The organism is Nocardia cyriacigeorgica (genome assembly GCF_005863245.1).
Taxonomy (GTDB): domain Bacteria; phylum Actinomycetota; class Actinomycetes; order Mycobacteriales; family Mycobacteriaceae; genus Nocardia; species Nocardia cyriacigeorgica_C.
This window is the reverse complement of sequence record NZ_VBUT01000003.1, coordinates 564,517-581,109: the sequence shown is the minus strand read 5'-3', so window position 1 is coordinate 581,109 and position 16,593 is coordinate 564,517. Positions and strand designations below refer to the sequence as shown.

Here is a 16,593-nt window from a genome sequence, read left to right as displayed (position 1 = left end):
CGGGTTGTGAGGCGGTCAGCCGGGCGCGTGGGCGGCGAAGGCGGCGTAGGCGCGCTCGTCGAACAGGACGAAACGAACCTCGCGTACCGAAGTGTCCGCACCGGTGACGGTTTCGACGGCGATGCGGGCGCCGTCGTCGATCGGCCAGCCGTAGATGCCCGTCGAGATCGCCGGGAACGCGACGGTGCGGGCGCCGAGTTCGTCGGCGACCCGAAGCGATTCGCGATAGCAGGAGGCCAGCAGCTCGGAACGGTCCTGTCCGGCCGACCAGACCGGGCCGACGGTGTGGATGACCCAGCGGGCCGGGAGGTTTCCGGCCGTGGTCGCCACCGCCTGACCGGTCGGCAGCCCCTTGCCGTATCGCGACGCTCGCAGTTCCCGGCATTCGGCCAGGATGGCCGGACCGCCGCGCCGGTGGATGGCTCCATCGACTCCCCCGCCGCCGAGCAACGACGAATTCGCGGCGTTGACCACCGCGTCGACGTCCTGTTCGGTGATGTCACCGCGTACGAGCCGCACCTCGACCATGCCTCGATTCTCTTCGGCGGACCGTGGCCACGCCACCGCTTTCCGGCCGGCGCCGCCGACGCCGCGCGGCACATCGTTGGCAAACCGATGCGCATACCCCTGGCGAATGTCCCGCACACACAGCCCCGTCGCTTCTACCATCCGAGGATGAGCATTGGCGCCAAGGCTGTCCTCGAGGGCGGCCCACAGGACCTGCCCGCACGAATCGTGCCGATCACTCCGCCGGGTTTCGAGCTGAAGATCCCGTTCAAGGGCGGCTACGAACACTTCAAGACCACCGGGCGCGAGCAGGACACGCCCGAGGGCCGGCTGCCGGTCTACGCCTGGAGCGACCGCACCGAAATCGCGGAGTGATCTCGCGGCATCCGTTCGGGCGGCGGCACTGATCGGGCCGCCGCCCACTACCTCGCTGTTCCACCGGGTCCGCCGATGGACAAATACGTAACCACATGGTTACACTTTTCCCATGGACGAGGTGGCGAGTGCGATCGCCGATCCGGTACGCCGGGAGATCCTGGAGCTGCTGCGCGGCACCAGGCTCACCGCCGGAGAGATCGCCGGGCACTTCCCCATCAGCAGGCCGGCGATCAGCAGACATCTACGCGTCCTGCGCGGCAGCGGCCTGGTCCACGACGAACTCGTGGGCAGGCAGCGCTACTACCGGCTCGACACCGCACCGTTCGAGGACCTCACCCGCTGGCTGGCCGGATTCGCCGAGCCCGCCGGGTGGGAACGCCACCTCGACGCACTCGATACCGAGGTCTACCGGACCAGGCGGGAACGCCGGACCGCAGACGGCGCGACCGCGGCGGACCACACGACGACACAGGAGAACACCGCATGACCCCCAGCCCCACCGGACGACTCTTTCCCGCGCCGACCGGGCGCGACCTGGTGCTGACCCGCACCTACCGGGCACCGATCGAGGACGTGTGGGCCAGCATCACCGAATCCGACCGCACCGCGCGCTGGTTCGGTCCGTGGCAGGGCGATGCGGGCCCCGGCAAGACGATCAAGGTGCAGATGGCCTTCGAAGACGAGCAGCCGTGGATGGATATGCGCATCGATACCTGCGAACCACCGCACCGCCTCGGTGTCTCCGCCGAGGACGAGGCCGGATCCTGGTTCCTCGACGTCGAACTCACCGAGACCGACGGCACCACCGAGCTGCGCTTCACCCACCACCTGCGCAGCGAGGACGAAGTCGCGCAGGCCCCGCAGGTCGGGCCGGGCTGGGAGTTCTACCTGGACATGCTCGGTGCGGCCCGCGCGAACACCGGCCACCCCGATTTCGACGACTACTACCCGGCGATGAAGGCCTACTACGAACAGCAGATCGGCTGAGCAGCCCGGGCTGTTCAGCTACTGACGCCGACGGCATACCCGATGGTCGACGCATCGGGTATGCAGTCGAGCATCGCGCGGGCGACATCGGCGCGCGGGATGCTCAGCCCGGCCGGGCCGCCGTCGACGATGCGCCGGATCCGGCCCGTGCCCGGCGCGTCGGTGAGCCTCGACGGACGCACCGACGTCCAGTCCAGGCCGCTATCGGCCAGGATCGCCTCCATCCGATCGAGATCGGCGTACAACTCCTTCAGCACCGCACGCAACGGCACCGAGACCGCTCGAACCCGCAGCGGCTGACCCGCCCCGGTTCGATTGAGCGTGCCCGCCGACACCACGATGAGGCGTCGCGCTCCCACCGCGCGCATGGCGTCCACCACCGCGGTGGCCGAGGTCGAGGCCGGGCGCAGCGGATCGCGGCGGCCGTTCGCACCGATTCCCGACAGCACCGCGTCCGCGCCCGCCACCGCGTCGGTGAGCGATTCCGCGGCCAGCGCATTGCCTCGGACCACTCGCAGGCGATCATCCGGCTCATGCGGCAATCGATCGGGATCGCGCACCACTGCCGTCACCTGATGACCGTCGGCCACCGCCTGCCGGACGAGGTGGCGCCCCACTCCGCCGGTCGCACCGAGAACCGTGATTCGCATGAGCGTCTCCCGCCTGATCAATACCTCGAATAACTTCTGTTCTCAGAATAGTTTGAATATCAGAACATTGCTAGAGTGGTCCCATGCCCGACGCCGCCGCACCCTTCGCCGACGACCCCGCCGCGCCGGGCCGCAGACTCTCCGCCCAGGAACTCGACGCGCTCAGTCACGTCCCGCTGATCTCGGCCTCCTTCCGGCGCGCGCAGGGCGACATGCCGGAGGCGCTCCGCGCGACATTCCAGACCCATGGGCTCGGGCCGCGGCACGGCGCGGTGCTGACGCAGCTGATGGCGGGCGAACCGGCGAGCGTCACCGATCTGGCCCGGCGCCTCGGCGTCTCGCTGTCGACGGCCAGCCAGCTCGTCGGCGATCTCGCGCGGGCGGATCTGGTGCTGCGCGAGGAGGACCCGCGCAACCGCCGACGCACCCTGGTGTCGATCGCAGCGGCGGTCAGGCCGGTCTTCGAGCAGTTCCTCGCGGTGCGCTCGGCAGCGCTGCTGCGCGCCATCGCACGATTGGAACCAGCCGATCGGCCGGCGTTTCTGGCCGGATTGGCCGCATGGGCGCAGGAGGAACAGCAGGTCACAGCTCTGGCCGCACCCACCGATCGGCGCACGAAGGACGCGTGAGGGTCGGCGCCTGGACACCGAAAAGCCCCCGCAACGACATCGTCGCGGGGGCTTCGGAGACTGTCGCCGATCCGGCGAACGGCCGGGCTAGTCTTCCAGCTCGGCGAGCACCTCATCGGAGACGTCGACGTTGGTGTAGACGTTCTGCACGTCGTCGCTGTCTTCGAGGGCGTCGACCAGCTTGAACACCTTGCGGGCGCCGTCGGCGTCGACCGCGACACTGACCGAGGGCTGGAAGCCGGACTCGGCGGAGTCGTAGTCGATGCCCGCCGCCTGCAGGGCCGAACGCACCGCGATCAGGTCGCCGGGTTCGCTGATGATCTCGAAGGATTCGCCCAGGTCGTTGACCTCTTCGGCGCCGGCGTCCAGCACCGCCATCAGCACGTCGTCCTCGGTGAGGCCGTTCTTCTCCAGGGTGACGATGCCCTTGCGGTGGAACAGGTACGCCACCGAACCCGGGTCGGCCATATTGCCGCCGTTGCGGGTCATCGCGACGCGCACCTCACCGGCGGCGCGGTTGCGGTTGTCGGTGAGGCATTCGATCAGCACGGCGACACCGTTGGGGCCGTAGCCCTCGTACATGATGGTCTGCCAGTCGGCGCCGCCGGCTTCCTCGCCGCCGCCGCGCTTGCGGGCGCGCTCGATGTTGTCGTTGGGAACCGACGACTTCTTCGCCTTCTGGATGGCGTCGTACAGGGTCGGGTTGCCATCCGGGTCACTGCCACCCGTCCGGGCCGCCACCTCGATGTTCTTGATCAACTTGGCGAAGAGCTTGCCGCGCTTCGCGTCGATCGCCGCCTTCTTGTGCTTGGTGGTGGCCCATTTGGAGTGGCCGCTCATTCCCCTACTTCCTTCAGGTCGATGGCACGTGTGGTCGTCTACGGTACCGGCATGGCCGGGCGGACAACTTCCCCAGCCTACTCGGCGGGTCCACGGCCACGGGCGGGGCGGCCCAGATCACGCGGTGCCCATTCCTAGGGGTGCGCCTGTCGGCTCGAGCGGGTCAGACGGTGCGGACCAGGTCGACGAACAGGCGGTGCACCCGCAGATCCCCGGTGACTTCCGGGTGGAACGACGTAGCCAGCACATTGCGCTGGCGCACGGCGACGATCTTGCCCGCGGCCGGACCGCTCGGCACCCGGGCCAGCACCTCGACGCCGTCACCGACCCGCTCGACCCACGGCGCCCGGATGAACACCGCGCGCATCGGGCCGCCGTCGAGTCCGGCGAACTCCAGATCGGTTTCGAAGGAATCGACCTGGCGGCCGAAGGCATTGCGCCGCACCGTCATATCGATGCCGGACAGATGTTTGGCGTCGGGCCGGGTGTCGAGCACCTCGTCGGCGAGCAGGATCATGCCCGCGCAGGACCCGAAGGCGGGCAGACCGTCACGCAACCGCGCGCGCAGCGGTTCCAGCAGGTCGAACACCTCGAGCAGTTTGCTGATAGCGGTGGATTCACCACCGGGCAGCACCAGCCCGTCCACGGCGGCCAATTCCTCGACCCGGCGCACCAGCGTCGGCCTGGCACCGCAGCGCTCCAGCGCCGTCACGTGTTCGCGGACATCGCCCTGCAGGGCGAGCACGCCGATGGTCGGCTGTGCGCTCTCACTCGCGGAGGTCTGCGCCGCGGGGGCGGCGACCGCTGAAAGGTTCACTCCGCACAGCTTACGAGGGGCCGGGGTGTGGGCCTGCTCACGGTCGCCGTCAACATTGCGTCAAGCCGTGCCGCTGATCCCCGCGCACGGCTCGACACTCACTGACATGACAACTGTGTTTCCGTCGCCGGAGCCCGTGCGGCCGGCGGACCCACCGGCCGCTCGCCGCGGACTCACCGTTTCGACCGGCTTGTCCGGGCTCTCCCTCGACGCCATGGCGTCGGTCTCCTACGGCCCCGAGGCCATCGTGCTGGTGCTGGCCGCCGCTGGCGCGGCCGGGCTCGGGATGACACTGCCGGTCACCCTGGCGATCACCGCACTGCTCGCGGTGCTCATCGCCTCCTATCGGCAGGTCATCGCGGTGTTCCCGAACGGCGGCGGCGCCTACGCGGTGGCCAAGGCGCAGCTGGGCGACCGGGCGGCGCTGGTCGCGGCGGCCTCGCTGATCGTGGATTACGTGCTGAACGTCGCGGTGTCCATCGCGGCCGGGGTGGCGGCGCTGACGTCGGCGTTCCCGGCGCTGCACGGCTACACCGTGTGGTTGTGCCTGGCGGTGCTGATCGGCATCACCGCGGTGAATCTGCTCGGCATCACCCACAGCGCACGGGCATTCATGATCCCGACGATCGTGTTCGTGGCGGGCATCTGCACGGTGATCGTCGCGGGGCTGCTGCGTTCGGAGCCGGCGAGCGTCACCACCGGTGCGGCCGCGGTCACCGATATCCAGACGGTCGGAGTTCTGTTGCTGCTCAAGGCGTTCTCCAGCGGATGCGCGGCGCTGACGGGCGTGGAGGCGATCGCGAACGCGGTGCCGAACTTCCGCGCACCCGGTATCCGACGGGCCCAGCGCGCCGAGGTCGCGTTGGGGGCGCTGCTGGGCACGATGCTGATCGGGCTCGCGCTGCTGATCGAGAAGTTCGCGGTGCACCCCGTCGCGGGCACCACCGTGCTGTCGCAGTTGACCGAGGCGGCGCTCGGCCACGGAATCGGTTACTACATCGTGCAATTCGCCACCGTTGTCCTGCTGGCGCTGGCTGCCAACACCTCCTATGGCGGGCTGCCGACGTTGACTCGGCTGCTCGCCGACGACAATTGCCTGCCGCACCGGTTCGCGGTCAGCTCGCCGCGCCGGGTGTACCGCTACGGGGTGCTCACCCTCGGCATCTGCGCGGCGGTGCTGCTGATCGGATCGGGTGGGAACATGAACGCCCTGGTGCCACTGTTCGCGATCGGGGTGTTCGTCGGCTTCACCCTCGCGCAGGCGGGTCTGGTGCGGCACTGGTGGACGAACCCGCGGGCACCGCGTCGGCGACTGCTGTTGGCGCTCAACGGATTCGGTGCCGTAACCACCGCGACGGCGGCCGCGGTAACGACGGCGATGAAGTTCCGGGAGGGCGCCTGGCTGATCATCGTGGTGCTGGCCGCGCTGGTGTTCGGCATGCGGCGGGTGCGGCGCGCGTACCGGCGCATGGGTGCCCACCGCCGCGCGGACGCCGTGCCACCCGCCCCGCAGCCGGGTGCGGCAGTCGTCGTGGTGCCCGTGGCGGGCGTGTCGGGACTGACCTGCGAGGCGTTGTCGACGGCGCTGTCGCTGAGTAGCGAAGTGGTGGCGGTGCACGTCTGCCTGGACGACGAACGGCCCGAGGAATTCGGCGCCGCCTGGGAGAACTGGCATCCGCGGGTGCCGTTGGTGCTGCTCCCCGATGACGACGCCACCGTCGGCGGTCCGGTCGCCCGCTACCTGCGCACGACCTACCCGGACCGGCGCAAGATCGTGGTCGTTGCCGAGGTCGATCCGCCCGCCGGCTGGGATCGGGTGCTACCCAGCCATCGCAGCGACGAACTCGAACGCACCCTGCGACGGATGAGCGACACCCTGGTCTGTCATCTCCGCGTCCAGGCGGTCTGAACTCCGTGCGCCGCGCTACTTCTCGCGCCGGGTGCGGATCAGGCCTTCCTGGACCACCGAGGCGACCAGTTCACCGGCGCGGTTGAAGATCTTGCCGCCGGTGAGCGCGCGACCGAAACCGGCCGACGGCGAGGACTGGTCGTAGAGCAGCCAGTCGTCGGCCCGGAACGGGCGCAGGAACCACATGGCGTGATCGAGCGAGGCGTCCTGGGTGGGTTCGTCGGGGTGGGTGACCTTCGATGAACCCAGCAGGGTCATATCGCTCATGTAGGCGAGGGTGCACACGTGGAACAGCGGATCGTCGGGCAGCGGGTGCCGGTAGCGGAACCACACCTGCTGCGGCGACACCACGCCGGGACGCTGGGTGACCGATTCCTGCGGGACCGGGCGGATATCCCAGTGCTCCCATTCCCGCATCGCCCACAACCGTTCGGGGCTCATGGTGGTCTTGGCGTCGGGCAGATCCTCGGGCGGCTGCACCACCGGCATCTCGTCCTGATGGGCCGGGCCGTCGTCGCCGACGTGGAAGGAGGCCGACATGGTGAAGATGGCGGCGCCGTCCTGCACGCCGGTCACCCGGCGGGTGCAGAAGGAGCGACCGTCGCGGATGCGTTCGACCAGGTAGACGGTGGGCTGGTCGGGGTTGCCCGGACGCAGGAAATAGCCGTGCAGCGAATGCACCTGGAACCGCGGATCCACCGTGCGCACCGCCGAGACCAGCGCCTGGCCGGCGACCTGACCGCCGAAGGTGCGCTGCAACTGGGTCTTGGGTGAGGCTCCACGGAAGATGTCCCGCTCGAGCCGCTCGATCTCCAGCGCTTCTTCGATGGTCGCCAACGTCTCCGCCTCTCCGTGCCACTGGCCGGTCGTCCGAGTACTGCACAACCGCGCGGGTTATCGGACGGCAATTACGGACCGGCCGGTCCCGACGGGACTTCTATGTTCGCACGCAGGCAGGCCGGGGACCGGCAGGGGGCCGCGGGAGCGGGAACGAAGATGACGGCGGTCACACCCAGCTGCGAGCCCGCAACCGCGGCCGCGCGCTCGGCCTGCCGACGGGCTCAGTCGCAGGCAGGTGACTGCTCGCCGAACATCGACAGCATGGTGCAGGCCCAGATCAGCTCCACCTTCCAGGTGCCGTCCTCATCCACGAACGGGATCTCGGCGGGGGTGGTCTGACCGTTGAGGGTGATGTTGGCGTTCGCATAGAAGGCTTCACCGAGGGGCTTCGGGTTCACGCCGATGATGCGCAGCTTCGCCCCGGTCTCGTGCACCGTCTGCGCCAGCCGGTACGGCAGCTCGGGGTCGGCCTGTGCGCCCTGGACGAACGCGAGCTTGTGCGCGTTGCGGACCGGGTGAGTCCACGCCCATGTCCGCGCCACCGGGTCGAGGCCGGTGGTCAGCTGGTCGTCGAGTGCTTCGGCGGACGGCGGCGCCGGATCACTATCAGCGGTGGCCGGGCCTGCCGGGCCGAATGTCAGTGCCAGGCTTGCTGAGACGAGAAGGCCCGCCCTGCGAAGGATCACTCTCGCGTACCTCCTGCGTCGTGGAACCGGCGCAAACCGAGTTCGCCGAGACTCGGAAACTAGCACGAGAGCGCTGAATTCAGCGCTGCGTTCGACTGCCGGGCGCAGCCGCGCGCGCAGCGGGCGGGCTCGAACACAGGCCGGTGTACACACGTACGTGGGCGTCTGTGTGCGTCAGCAGGACGGATACGGCGGAGCGGGTGTCACATCACCTGACGTGACACCCGCTCCGGCAAGTCCCGGTGCCCTATCGCGGGCGCCGACTCACCAGCCCCGCTCGGCCAGCCGGTGCGGCTGCGCGATCTCCTCGACGTTGATGCCGACCATGGCCTCACCCAGGCCACGCGACACCTTGGCGAGCACGTCGGCGTCGTCGTAGAAGGTGGTGGCCTTGACGATGGCGGCGGCGCGCTGGGCCGGGTTGCCGGACTTGAAGATGCCCGAGCCGACGAACACGCCCTCGGCGCCGAGCTGCATCATCATCGCGGCGTCGGCCGGGGTGGCGATACCGCCGGCGGTGAACAGCACCACCGGCAGCTTGCCGGTCTCGGCGACCTCGCGGACCAGCTCGTAGGGCGCCTGCAATTCCTTGGCGGCGACATAGAGCTCGTCGGCGGGCAGCGAGGACAGCTTGCGGATCTCCTGGCGGATCTGGCGCATGTGGGTGGTGGCGTTGGAGACGTCACCGGTGCCCGCCTCGCCCTTGGAGCGGATCATTGCCGCGCCCTCGGTGATGCGGCGCAGGGCCTCACCCAGGTTGGTGGCACCACAAACGAACGGAACGGTGAAGTTCCACTTGTCGATGTGGTTGGTGTAGTCGGCCGGGGTCAGCACCTCGGACTCGTCGATGTAGTCGACGCCGAGGCTCTGCAGGATCTGTGCCTCCACGAAGTGGCCGATGCGGGCCTTGGCCATCACCGGGATCGACACCGCGGAGATGATGCCGTCGATCATGTCCGGATCGCTCATCCGGGAGACGCCACCCTGGGCGCGGATATCGGCGGGCACGCGCTCGAGCGCCATGACGGCGACCGCACCGGCGTCCTCGGCGATCTTGGCCTGCTCCGGGGTGACGACGTCCATGATCACCCCGCCCTTGAGCATTTCGGCCATGCCGCGCTTCACGCGGGCGGTACCCGCCTCACGGGTCGCCTCGGTGGTCTGGGTGGTCTCGGGCGTGGTCACGGCAAACTCCTGTGTCATGTGCGCCTAATGGGTCGTCAGCGGTAGAACGACACGATTCTAGGCGTGCCCCGAAGCGCCCTTGATAGCCAGTTGAGCACGACTGGCCTTGCCACGACCAGCGCGTTCGTCACGCCGGAGCCGGACTGGACCGCTCAGGGTGCCCGGTGGAGGACGAATTCGCCGGACCCGATGCGGCTTCGACGGGTCCGGCGAACCTGCCGGATCGATCAGATCGGGTTGATCACCAGCAACGTCGCCCAGTACTCCGCGGCGGCGGCGCCGATGATCGGCATCAGGAAATCGAACAGGATGTACGACACGTACTCATTCACCTCCACCCACCGAGTCGACCCTCGCTCGGCCGGTCAAACCGCATCGACGGTAGCACGGTGGTGAATCCGGTCACACCGCATACGGAATCGCCTGGTCAGCGGATCGAACGGACCTCTGGGTCGGTGTCGGCATCGGCGGCGGCCGCGGCTTCGGCGATGAGCTCGTCGAGGTGATAGGGATACACGGTCTCGCCGGCGGCGTCGAAGGTGGTGATGTCGGCGGCGGTGCACCAGCGGTGTCCGGTGATCGAGCGGCGCTCGACGTAGGTGAGGTTGGCCGGGCGCGGATCGAACTGCCGCACCCGCAGCGCGAAGAACAGTTCCTCGGAGCGGATGAGTTCACCGTTGAACGGAAACACCGCCACCCGCCGCCAGATCGGGCCGCGCAGCGCCGCCGGATCCGCGGTGTAGCCGGTTTCCTCGTGGATCTCGCGGACCGCCGCCGCGCGCAGGCTCTCCCCCGGCTCCACCCCGCCGCCGACGGTGAACCAGAACGAGACCTCGGGCACCTTCGGGTCGTTGCCGCGCATGAGCAGCACCCGGTCCTGCTCGTCGATCAGCACCGTACGGGCCGAGGTGCGGATGGTGTCGACCTCGAGCCCGGTCGCGGCCGCCGGGGTGGCGCGTTCGGTGATCTCGAAGTAGGTCGGCAGCGGCGCGGTACCGCCCAGGTGCAGCAGCCGCACCGGGCGCCGGGTGCGCAGGGCGAGGGTGTCGCGGACGGCGTCGTTGTGGAATCGGCGCGCGATCAGCACCCTGGCCTCGGCGTCGGCCAGCTCGGCCACCAACTGCGGGCGCAGCTGCCCGATATCGACCGCGGACAGGGCAGCGGAGAGCTGATTCTCCACCGTTTCCCGGTCGGCACGCCCGGCCCGTTCGGCGCGGTCGGCCAGCGTGGACAGCTGTTTGGCCTGTTCGGCGAGCGCCGGATCCGACACCGGGCCCGCGATCGCCATCGCCACCGCCCGTGCCACCACCGCGCGCCGGGCCAGCGCGCCGTCGAGCGCCTGCCAGGACTGGTCCGAGCGCACATGCAGCCGGTCGAGCCGATTGGCCGTGGAGTACGCCCACAGGCCGATGGCCACGACCACCGCGGCGATCAGGGCCAGGACGAGAACGGTTGTCGCGGAGAAGGTGATCATCCGGCTGCCCTCACCCGGATGTCGCCGACGGTCACCGTCTCGTACACCCGCAGAATCTGTTCGGCCACCACCGGCCAGTCGTATTCGCCGACCACCTGGGTGGCCGACCGCACCAGCTCGGTGCGCCGCGCCTCGTCGGTGAGCACGCTGTCGAGCGCGGTGGCCAAGGCCGCCGAATCACCCACCGGTACCAGCAGACCCGCCGTGCCGTCGCGCAGCACCCGACGGAAGGCGTCGAGTTCGCTGGCGACGACCGCGGTGCCCGCGGCCATGGCCTCGATCAGGATGATGCCGAAGCTCTCCCCACCCAGATTGGGCGCCACGTAGACGTCGGCGCTGCGCATCGCCGAGGCCTTCTCCGCATCGGAGACCTGTCCCAGGAACCGCAGATGCCCGGCATGCGGGCCCGCCTCCTTGCGCAGCCGTTCCTCGTCGCCGCGCCCGACGATCAGGATCTCGATCTCCGGATGCCTGCGCACCAGGTCGGGCAGCGCGCCGAGCAGGACCGCCATGCCCTTGCGCGGTTCGTCGTAGCGGCCGAGGAACAGCACCGTGCCGCCCGGGCGCGGATAGCCGGGCAGCATCGGGGCGCGGGCGAAGGACGCGACATCGACGCCGTTGGGGATCTCCACCGCATCCGAGCCGAGCGCCTCCACCTGCCAGCGCCGCGCCAGCTCCGAGACCGCGATCCGCCCGCTGATCTTCTCGTGGTACGGGCGGAGCACACCCTGGAAAGTGCTGAGCACCAACGATTTCGTGGTCGAGGTGTGGAAGGTCGCCACGATCGGGCCCTCGGCGATCTTGAGCGCGAGCATCGACAGGCTCGGCGCGTTCGGCTCATGGATGTGCAGCACATCGAAATCGTTGCCGTCGATCCAGCGGCGGATGCGGGTGTAGGCCGTCGGCCCGAACGACAACCGGGCGACCGACCCGTTGTACGGGATGGCCACCGCGCGGCCCGCGGAGACGACGAACTCCGGTAGCGGTGTCGAATCCGACGCGGGCGCAAGCACACTCACCTTGTGCCCGCGTTCGATCATCACCCGCGCCAGCTCGACCACATGCGCCTGCACACCGCCCGGGACATCGAACGAATAGGGGCAGACCATGCCGATCTTCATCGCAGCGCAACTCCCCCGCCGGTGTTCCCGCCTCGCGCGCCGGGATCGTCCAGGGCCGCCTGCGCGGCCGCGATTCTGGCCCGTCTCTGCTCGGACAGATCGTTTTCCCACAGCGGTTGCAGCATGTGCCAGTCGGCCGGATGCTCGGCGATATTCGCCGCGAAATGGTCGGCGAGCGCCTGCGTGGCCGCGGCAACGCCACCGGAAACATCCAGTGGCGCTCCGGTTTTCAGCCCCCAGCCTTCGACTCCGGCGTCATCGACGGTGAACCAGGCGTGCACCGGCATCAGCGCCGCGCCGGTCTCGATGGCCAGTTTCGCGGCACCGGCGGGCATCCAGGTGCGCTCGCCGAAGAAGTTCACCGGCACACCCTTGCCGGTCAGATCACGCTCACCCATCAGGCAGACGATCTTGTTCTCCCGCAGCCGCGCCGCCAGCTGCGGGAAGGGCGGCTGTTCACCGCCGGTGAGCGGGAAGACCTCGAAGCCGAGGCTTTCCCGGTACGCGACGAATCGTTCGAACAACGATTCCGGTTTGAGCCGCTCGGCAACGGTGGTGAAGGTGCCGTAGTTCTGCACCAGCCACATCCCGGCCATATCCCAGTTGCCCGAATGCGGCAGCACGAAGATCACGCCTCGGCCCTCGGCCAGCGCGGCGTCCAGGTGCGGAATGCCGTCGACCGGCATGCGGCCCGAGGCCGCGAGCGCCGCGTGGTCCATGGTGGGCAGCCGGAACGCCTCGCGCCAGTAGCGGGCATAGGAGCGCATGCTCGCCCGGATCAGCTCGTCGGGCACCGCTTCGGGGGCGAGGCCGAGCACTCGGGCGAGGTTGCGGCGCAGTTGATGCGGGCCGCCGCCACGCACTGCGCGATCGGCACCCCAGTCGAACAGCGTGCGCGCGGTCGGTTCCGGCAGTGCACGCACCACGCGCCAGCCCGCGGCGTAGGCGCGATCGCTGACCGCACCTTTGAGACGAGCGGCGAGGCCGTCCTCGGCCTGCACAGGCGCGGGACGGGTCGCGGTCGCGGTCACGACCGCCGCTCCGGGTCCGCGGAACCCTCGGTCTGCGCCTGCGGCGGCGTCATCGGGATGATGTCGCGCGCCCCGGCCGAATTGCGCACCGCCAGCACGCGCTGGAACACCGTCACGATGCTGAGCACCGCGAGGATCCACATCGCGACGTGCACCGCCCAGGTCAGCCATTCGATCCCCCAATATCCGCCGATGCCGGTGAGTCCGGCGCCCACCAGCACGATGACCAGCCGATCCGGGCGTTCGATGAGCCCGCCGTCGGCGGACAGTCCGCTGGCTTCGGCCCTGGCCTTCGCGTAGGAGATCACCTGCGAGGTCACCAGCACGACCAGGGTAGCGAACAACAACGGCTTGCTGTGTTCGTGATAGACCGCCCACCAGGCCAGACCAGCGAAGATGGCGCCGTCGGCGACCCGGTCGCAGGTGGCGTCGAGCACCGCGCCGTATTTGGTGCCGCCGCCGCGGGCCCTGGCCATGGCGCCGTCGAGCATGTCGAACATGACGAACAGCCAGATCACCATGGTGCCCCAGAACAGGTGACCGGACGGGAACAGCGTCATCGCCGCGATGATCGAGGCGGCCGTGCCGATCAAGGTCATCGCGTCGGGGGTGAGGCCGGTGCGCACCAGTGCCCTGCCGAGCGGCGCCGTCGCTTTGGCGAACGTCGCGCGACCGAAGATGCTGAGCACCGATCTACTCCTCGTCCCAGGCCGCGGCGAGCAGCGCCCTGGTCTCCCTGAGCAACTGGGGCATCACCTTCACCCCGCCGACCACCGTGATGAAGTTCGCGTCGCCGCCCCAGCGCGGCACGATGTGCTGGTGCAGGTGGTCGGCCAGCGAGCCGCCCGCCACCCCGCCCAGGTTGAGCCCGATATTGAACCCGTGCGGCCGCGAGACCTTCTTGATCACCCGGATCGCCTGCTGGGTGAACTTCATCAGCTCGGCGCTCTCGGCCTCGGTGAGGTCTTCCAGGTTGGCGACGCGGCGGTAAGGCACCACCATCATGTGGCCGGGGTTGTACGGGTACAGGTTGAGCACCGCGTACACCAGCTCACCGCGGGCGACGACCAGGCCGTCCTCGTCGGTCATCTTCGGGATATCGGTGAACGGGTGCCCGGTCGCGTCCTTGGGCGTGGCGGTGGCCGCCTCCGCGATATAGGACATCCGGTAGGGCGTCCACAGCCGCTGCAACCGATCCGGTTCGCCCGCACCGTGATCGACGATGTCTCCGCCGTTGTCGGTGCCGCGCAACGCCGCGGCGCCGCTGTCGCTCATCGACGCTCACCGCCGCCGGCGGGACGGATCTCGAAGCCTTCCGCGGTGGGCGAGCTGTTGTCGCGCCGCGCGATCCAGTCCACGATGGTCTCCACCGCGTCGGCCACCGGAACCCCGTTGACCTGGGTGCCGTCGCGGAACCGGAAGCTGACGGCGTCGGCGTTCACATCACGCTCGCCGGCCAGCAGCATGAACGGCACCTTCTGCGCGGTGTTGTTGAAGATCTTCTTCTGCATCCGGTCGTCGCTGCGATCCACCTGCGCGCGCACTCCGGCCTCGTGCAGCAGTTCGATCACCCGGTCCAGATGCGGCGCGAAAGCCTCGGCAACCGGGATGCCGACCACCTGCACCGGTGACAGCCACGCCGGGAACGCGCCCGCGTAATGCTCGGTGAGCACGCCGAAGAAGCGTTCGATGGAGCCGAACAGGGCGCGGTGGATCATCACCGGACGCTGCTTGGTGCCGTCGGAGGCGGTGTATTCGAGGTTGAACCGTTCGGGCAGGTTGAAGTCGAGCTGGATGGTCGACATCTGCCAGGTGCGGCCCAGTGCGTCCTTGGCCTGCACCGAGATCTTCGGCCCGTAGAACGCGGCGCCACCCGGATCGGGCACCAGCTCGAGGCCGGAGGCCGCGGCCACCTTCGACAGGGTCTCGGTGGCTTCCTCCCAGATCTCATCGGAGCCGACGAACTTGTCCGGATCCTTGGTCGACAGCTCCAGGTAGAAGTCGTCGAGGCCGTAGTCCTTCAACAGATCGAGCACGAAGTGCAGGGTGTTGGTGAGCTCGGCGTGCATCTGCTCTTTGGTGCAGTAGATGTGCGCGTCGTCCTGGGTCATGCCGCGCACCCGGGTCAGGCCGTGCACCACACCGGACTTCTCGTACCGGTACACCGAGCCGAATTCGAACAGCCGCAGCGGCAGCTCCCGATACGACCGGCCCCGCGCGCGGAAGATCAGGTTGTGCATCGGGCAGTTCATCGGCTTGACGTAGTAGTCCTGGCCGGGTTTGCGGACGGTGCCGTCCTCGTTGTACTCCGCGTCCAGGTGCATCGCCGGGAACATGCCGTCGCGGTACCAGTCCAGGTGCCCGGACACCTCGAACAGGTGACCCTTGGTGATGTGCGGGGTGTTGACGAACTCGTAGCCCGCCGCCACATGCCGCCGCCGCGAGTACTCCTCGAGCTCTTTGCGGATGATGCCGCCCTTGGGGTGGAACACCGGCAGGCCCGAGCCCAGCTCGTCGGGGAAGCTGAACAGGTCCAGCTCCAGGCCGAGCTTGCGGTGATCGCGGCGTTCGGCCTCGGCCAGCAGATGCATGTACTCGTCGAGCGCCTCCGGCGACTCCCAGGCGGTGCCGTAGATGCGCTGCAGGTCCTCGCGGTTCTGGTCGCCGCGCCAGTAGGCGGCGGAGCTGCGGGTGAGTTTGAAGGCGGGAATGAACTTGGTGGTGGGGATGTGCGGGCCGCGGCACAGATCGCCCCACACCCGCTCACCCGAACGCGGGTCGAGGTTGTCGTAGATGGTCAGCTCTTTACCGCCGACCTCCATCACCTCGGGATCGTCGATACCGGACTTGTCGCTGATCAGCTCCAGCTTGAACGGCTCGTTCGCCAGCTCCACCCTGGCGTCCTCGACCTCGACCACCCGGCGCGAAAACCGCTGCGCGCCTTTGATGATCTTCTTCATCCGCGATTCCAGCTTGGCCAGATCCTCCGGGGTGAACGGCTTGTCGACGCGGAAGTCGTAGTAGAAGCCGTCCTTGATCGGCGGGCCGATGCCGAGCTTGGCCTCGGGGAACTCCTGCTGCACCGCCTGGGCCAGCACATGCGCGGCCGAATGCCGGATGACGCTGCGTCCGGCCTCGGTGTTGGCGGCGACCGCGGTCACCTCGACGTCGACGTCCGGGGTCCAGGACAGGTCCTTGAGCTCACCGGCGGCGTCGCGGACCACGACGATGGTCTCCGGTCCCTTGGTCGGCAGGCCCGCCTCACGCACCGCGGCACCCGCCGTAGTCCCGGCCGGCACCCGGACGAGGGCGGCTGGGCTGAGGGGGGCTGTGGTGGTCACGGCTGTGCTCTCCTTGGCGTTCGCGGCCGGGTTCGATCCGGCGCGCTCCGGTTCGGTGACGGCTCGATCCGTCGGTCGTGGCCGGTGGGACCCGGCCGCGACCATGCTATCGGGACGGCCGTGCTCATGTGGCGACGGACCATCGGCAGCGTGGCGACGGTCGATCCCCGCTATGGGGCCGCAGTGTCCGGTCCGTCC

The 16,593-nt window shown here is 69.0% G+C and carries 18 protein-coding genes; 5 read left to right on the top strand and 13 right to left on the bottom strand.

The features are described 5' to 3' along the window. Window positions 1–15: 15 nt before the first annotated feature. Entirely contained in the window at window positions 16–528 is a 513-nt protein-coding gene (locus tag FEK34_RS09270; protein ID WP_138447395.1) for an O-acetyl-ADP-ribose deacetylase, read from the bottom strand. A 147-nt stretch (window positions 529–675) separates the two neighbouring features. Here FEK34_RS09270 and FEK34_RS09265 point away from each other — a divergent pair, with 147 nt between their 5' ends. From FEK34_RS09265 to FEK34_RS09255, 3 genes are all read left to right on the top strand, one after another. Further along, window positions 676–882 carry a DUF5988 family protein gene (locus FEK34_RS09265; protein WP_036537938.1) on the top strand — a complete coding sequence of 69 codons (207 nt, stop codon included), beginning with the start codon at window positions 676–678 and terminating at the stop codon, window positions 880–882. 112 nt (window positions 883–994) lie between these two features. Continuing rightward, window positions 995–1,372 carry a metalloregulator ArsR/SmtB family transcription factor gene (locus FEK34_RS09260; protein WP_138447394.1) on the top strand — a complete coding sequence of 126 codons (378 nt, stop codon included), beginning with the start codon at window positions 995–997 and terminating at the stop codon, window positions 1,370–1,372. Further along, a complete protein-coding gene (locus FEK34_RS09255) occupies window positions 1,369–1,872 on the top strand; it encodes an SRPBCC family protein (RefSeq protein WP_138447393.1) in 504 nt (167 codons plus the stop codon). The genes FEK34_RS09260 and FEK34_RS09255 overlap by 4 nt, the downstream gene beginning before the upstream one ends. 14 nt (window positions 1,873–1,886) lie before the next feature. On the opposite strand, the gene FEK34_RS09250 is transcribed toward FEK34_RS09255, so the two are convergent. Further along, window positions 1,887–2,522: an NAD(P)-dependent oxidoreductase gene (locus FEK34_RS09250; RefSeq protein ID WP_138447392.1), complete on the bottom strand. Its 636-nt coding sequence runs from the start codon at window positions 2,520–2,522 to the stop codon at window positions 1,887–1,889. An 83-nt stretch (window positions 2,523–2,605) separates the two neighbouring features. On the opposite strand from FEK34_RS09250, the gene FEK34_RS09245 reads away from it, so the two are divergent. Further along, window positions 2,606–3,151 (top strand): MarR family winged helix-turn-helix transcriptional regulator, encoded by a 546-nt coding sequence (locus FEK34_RS09245; RefSeq protein ID WP_138447391.1) that lies wholly within the window; start codon window positions 2,606–2,608, stop codon window positions 3,149–3,151. Window positions 3,152–3,238: 87 nt separating this feature from the next. Here the strand turns inward: FEK34_RS09245 and FEK34_RS09240 are convergent, their stop codons facing one another. After that, the gene (locus FEK34_RS09240) at window positions 3,239–3,991 is read right to left on the bottom strand and encodes a YebC/PmpR family DNA-binding transcriptional regulator (RefSeq protein WP_138447390.1); all 753 of its coding nucleotides are present in this window, start codon (window positions 3,989–3,991) and stop codon (window positions 3,239–3,241) included. Window positions 3,992–4,154: 163 nt separating this feature from the next. Next, the gene (gene pdxT, locus FEK34_RS09235) at window positions 4,155–4,808 is read right to left on the bottom strand and encodes a pyridoxal 5'-phosphate synthase glutaminase subunit PdxT (protein ID WP_138447389.1); all 654 of its coding nucleotides are present in this window, start codon (window positions 4,806–4,808) and stop codon (window positions 4,155–4,157) included. A gap of 106 nt (window positions 4,809–4,914) precedes the next feature. On the opposite strand from pdxT, the gene FEK34_RS09230 reads away from it, so the two are divergent. Further along, a complete protein-coding gene (locus tag FEK34_RS09230; protein WP_249358899.1) occupies window positions 4,915–6,717 on the top strand; it encodes an APC family permease in 1,803 nt (600 codons plus the stop codon). A gap of 15 nt (window positions 6,718–6,732) precedes the next feature. On the opposite strand, the gene FEK34_RS09225 is transcribed toward FEK34_RS09230, so the two are convergent. The 9 genes from FEK34_RS09225 to thrS all read right to left on the bottom strand — a co-directional run bounded on the left by FEK34_RS09225 (window position 6,733) and on the right by thrS (window position 16,395). Further along, on the bottom strand, window positions 6,733–7,554 hold the full coding sequence (locus FEK34_RS09225; RefSeq protein WP_138447388.1) for an acyl-CoA thioesterase: 822 nt from the start codon (window positions 7,552–7,554) through the stop codon (window positions 6,733–6,735). 224 nt (window positions 7,555–7,778) lie between these two features. Continuing rightward, complete coding sequence (locus tag FEK34_RS09220; RefSeq protein WP_138447387.1) at window positions 7,779–8,243, bottom strand: hypothetical protein; 465 nt, start codon at window positions 8,241–8,243, stop codon at window positions 7,779–7,781. 264 nt (window positions 8,244–8,507) lie between these two features. Continuing rightward, window positions 8,508–9,446 carry a pyridoxal 5'-phosphate synthase lyase subunit PdxS gene (gene pdxS, locus FEK34_RS09215; protein ID WP_138447386.1) on the bottom strand — a complete coding sequence of 313 codons (939 nt, stop codon included), beginning with the start codon at window positions 9,444–9,446 and terminating at the stop codon, window positions 8,508–8,510. Window positions 9,447–9,855: 409 nt separating this feature from the next. Then, window positions 9,856–10,899, bottom strand: coding sequence for an NUDIX hydrolase (locus FEK34_RS09210; protein WP_138447574.1), 1,044 nt, complete (start codon window positions 10,897–10,899; stop codon window positions 9,856–9,858). Then, window positions 10,899–12,023 carry a glycosyltransferase family 4 protein gene (locus FEK34_RS09205; protein ID WP_138447385.1) on the bottom strand — a complete coding sequence of 375 codons (1,125 nt, stop codon included), beginning with the start codon at window positions 12,021–12,023 and terminating at the stop codon, window positions 10,899–10,901. The genes FEK34_RS09210 and FEK34_RS09205 overlap by 1 nt, the downstream gene beginning before the upstream one ends. After that, complete coding sequence (locus FEK34_RS09200) at window positions 12,020–13,024, bottom strand: phosphatidylinositol mannoside acyltransferase (RefSeq protein ID WP_138447573.1); 1,005 nt, start codon at window positions 13,022–13,024, stop codon at window positions 12,020–12,022. The genes FEK34_RS09205 and FEK34_RS09200 overlap by 4 nt, the downstream gene beginning before the upstream one ends. 26 nt (window positions 13,025–13,050) lie before the next feature. Then, complete coding sequence (pgsA, locus tag FEK34_RS09195; protein ID WP_138447384.1) at window positions 13,051–13,743, bottom strand: phosphatidylinositol phosphate synthase; 693 nt, start codon at window positions 13,741–13,743, stop codon at window positions 13,051–13,053. A gap of 4 nt (window positions 13,744–13,747) precedes the next feature. Beyond that, window positions 13,748–14,329 (bottom strand): HIT family protein, encoded by a 582-nt coding sequence (locus FEK34_RS09190; RefSeq protein ID WP_138447383.1) that lies wholly within the window; start codon window positions 14,327–14,329, stop codon window positions 13,748–13,750. Then, window positions 14,326–16,395 (bottom strand): threonine--tRNA ligase, encoded by a 2,070-nt coding sequence (thrS, locus tag FEK34_RS09185; protein WP_138447382.1) that lies wholly within the window; start codon window positions 16,393–16,395, stop codon window positions 14,326–14,328. Before thrS ends, FEK34_RS09190 begins: the two co-directional genes overlap by 4 nt. Window positions 16,396–16,593: the final 198 nt, after the last annotated feature.

Coding starts and splice junctions, on each gene's coding strand:
- FEK34_RS09270 (WP_138447395.1), bottom strand. CDS start 528: ATGGTCGAGGTGCGGCTCGTACGCGGTGACATCACCGAACAGGACGTC.
- FEK34_RS09265 (WP_036537938.1), top strand. CDS start 676: ATGAGCATTGGCGCCAAGGCTGTCCTCGAGGGCGGCCCACAGGACCTG.
- FEK34_RS09260 (WP_138447394.1), top strand. CDS start 995: ATGGACGAGGTGGCGAGTGCGATCGCCGATCCGGTACGCCGGGAGATC.
- FEK34_RS09255 (WP_138447393.1), top strand. CDS start 1,369: ATGACCCCCAGCCCCACCGGACGACTCTTTCCCGCGCCGACCGGGCGC.
- FEK34_RS09250 (WP_138447392.1), bottom strand. CDS start 2,522: ATGCGAATCACGGTTCTCGGTGCGACCGGCGGAGTGGGGCGCCACCTC.
- FEK34_RS09245 (WP_138447391.1), top strand. CDS start 2,606: ATGCCCGACGCCGCCGCACCCTTCGCCGACGACCCCGCCGCGCCGGGC.
- FEK34_RS09240 (WP_138447390.1), bottom strand. CDS start 3,991: ATGAGCGGCCACTCCAAATGGGCCACCACCAAGCACAAGAAGGCGGCG.
- FEK34_RS09230 (WP_249358899.1), top strand. CDS start 4,915: ATGACAACTGTGTTTCCGTCGCCGGAGCCCGTGCGGCCGGCGGACCCA.
- pdxS (WP_138447386.1), bottom strand. CDS start 9,446: ATGACACAGGAGTTTGCCGTGACCACGCCCGAGACCACCCAGACCACC.
- FEK34_RS09205 (WP_138447385.1), bottom strand. CDS start 12,023: ATGAAGATCGGCATGGTCTGCCCCTATTCGTTCGATGTCCCGGGCGGT.
- FEK34_RS09190 (WP_138447383.1), bottom strand. CDS start 14,329: ATGAGCGACAGCGGCGCCGCGGCGTTGCGCGGCACCGACAACGGCGGA.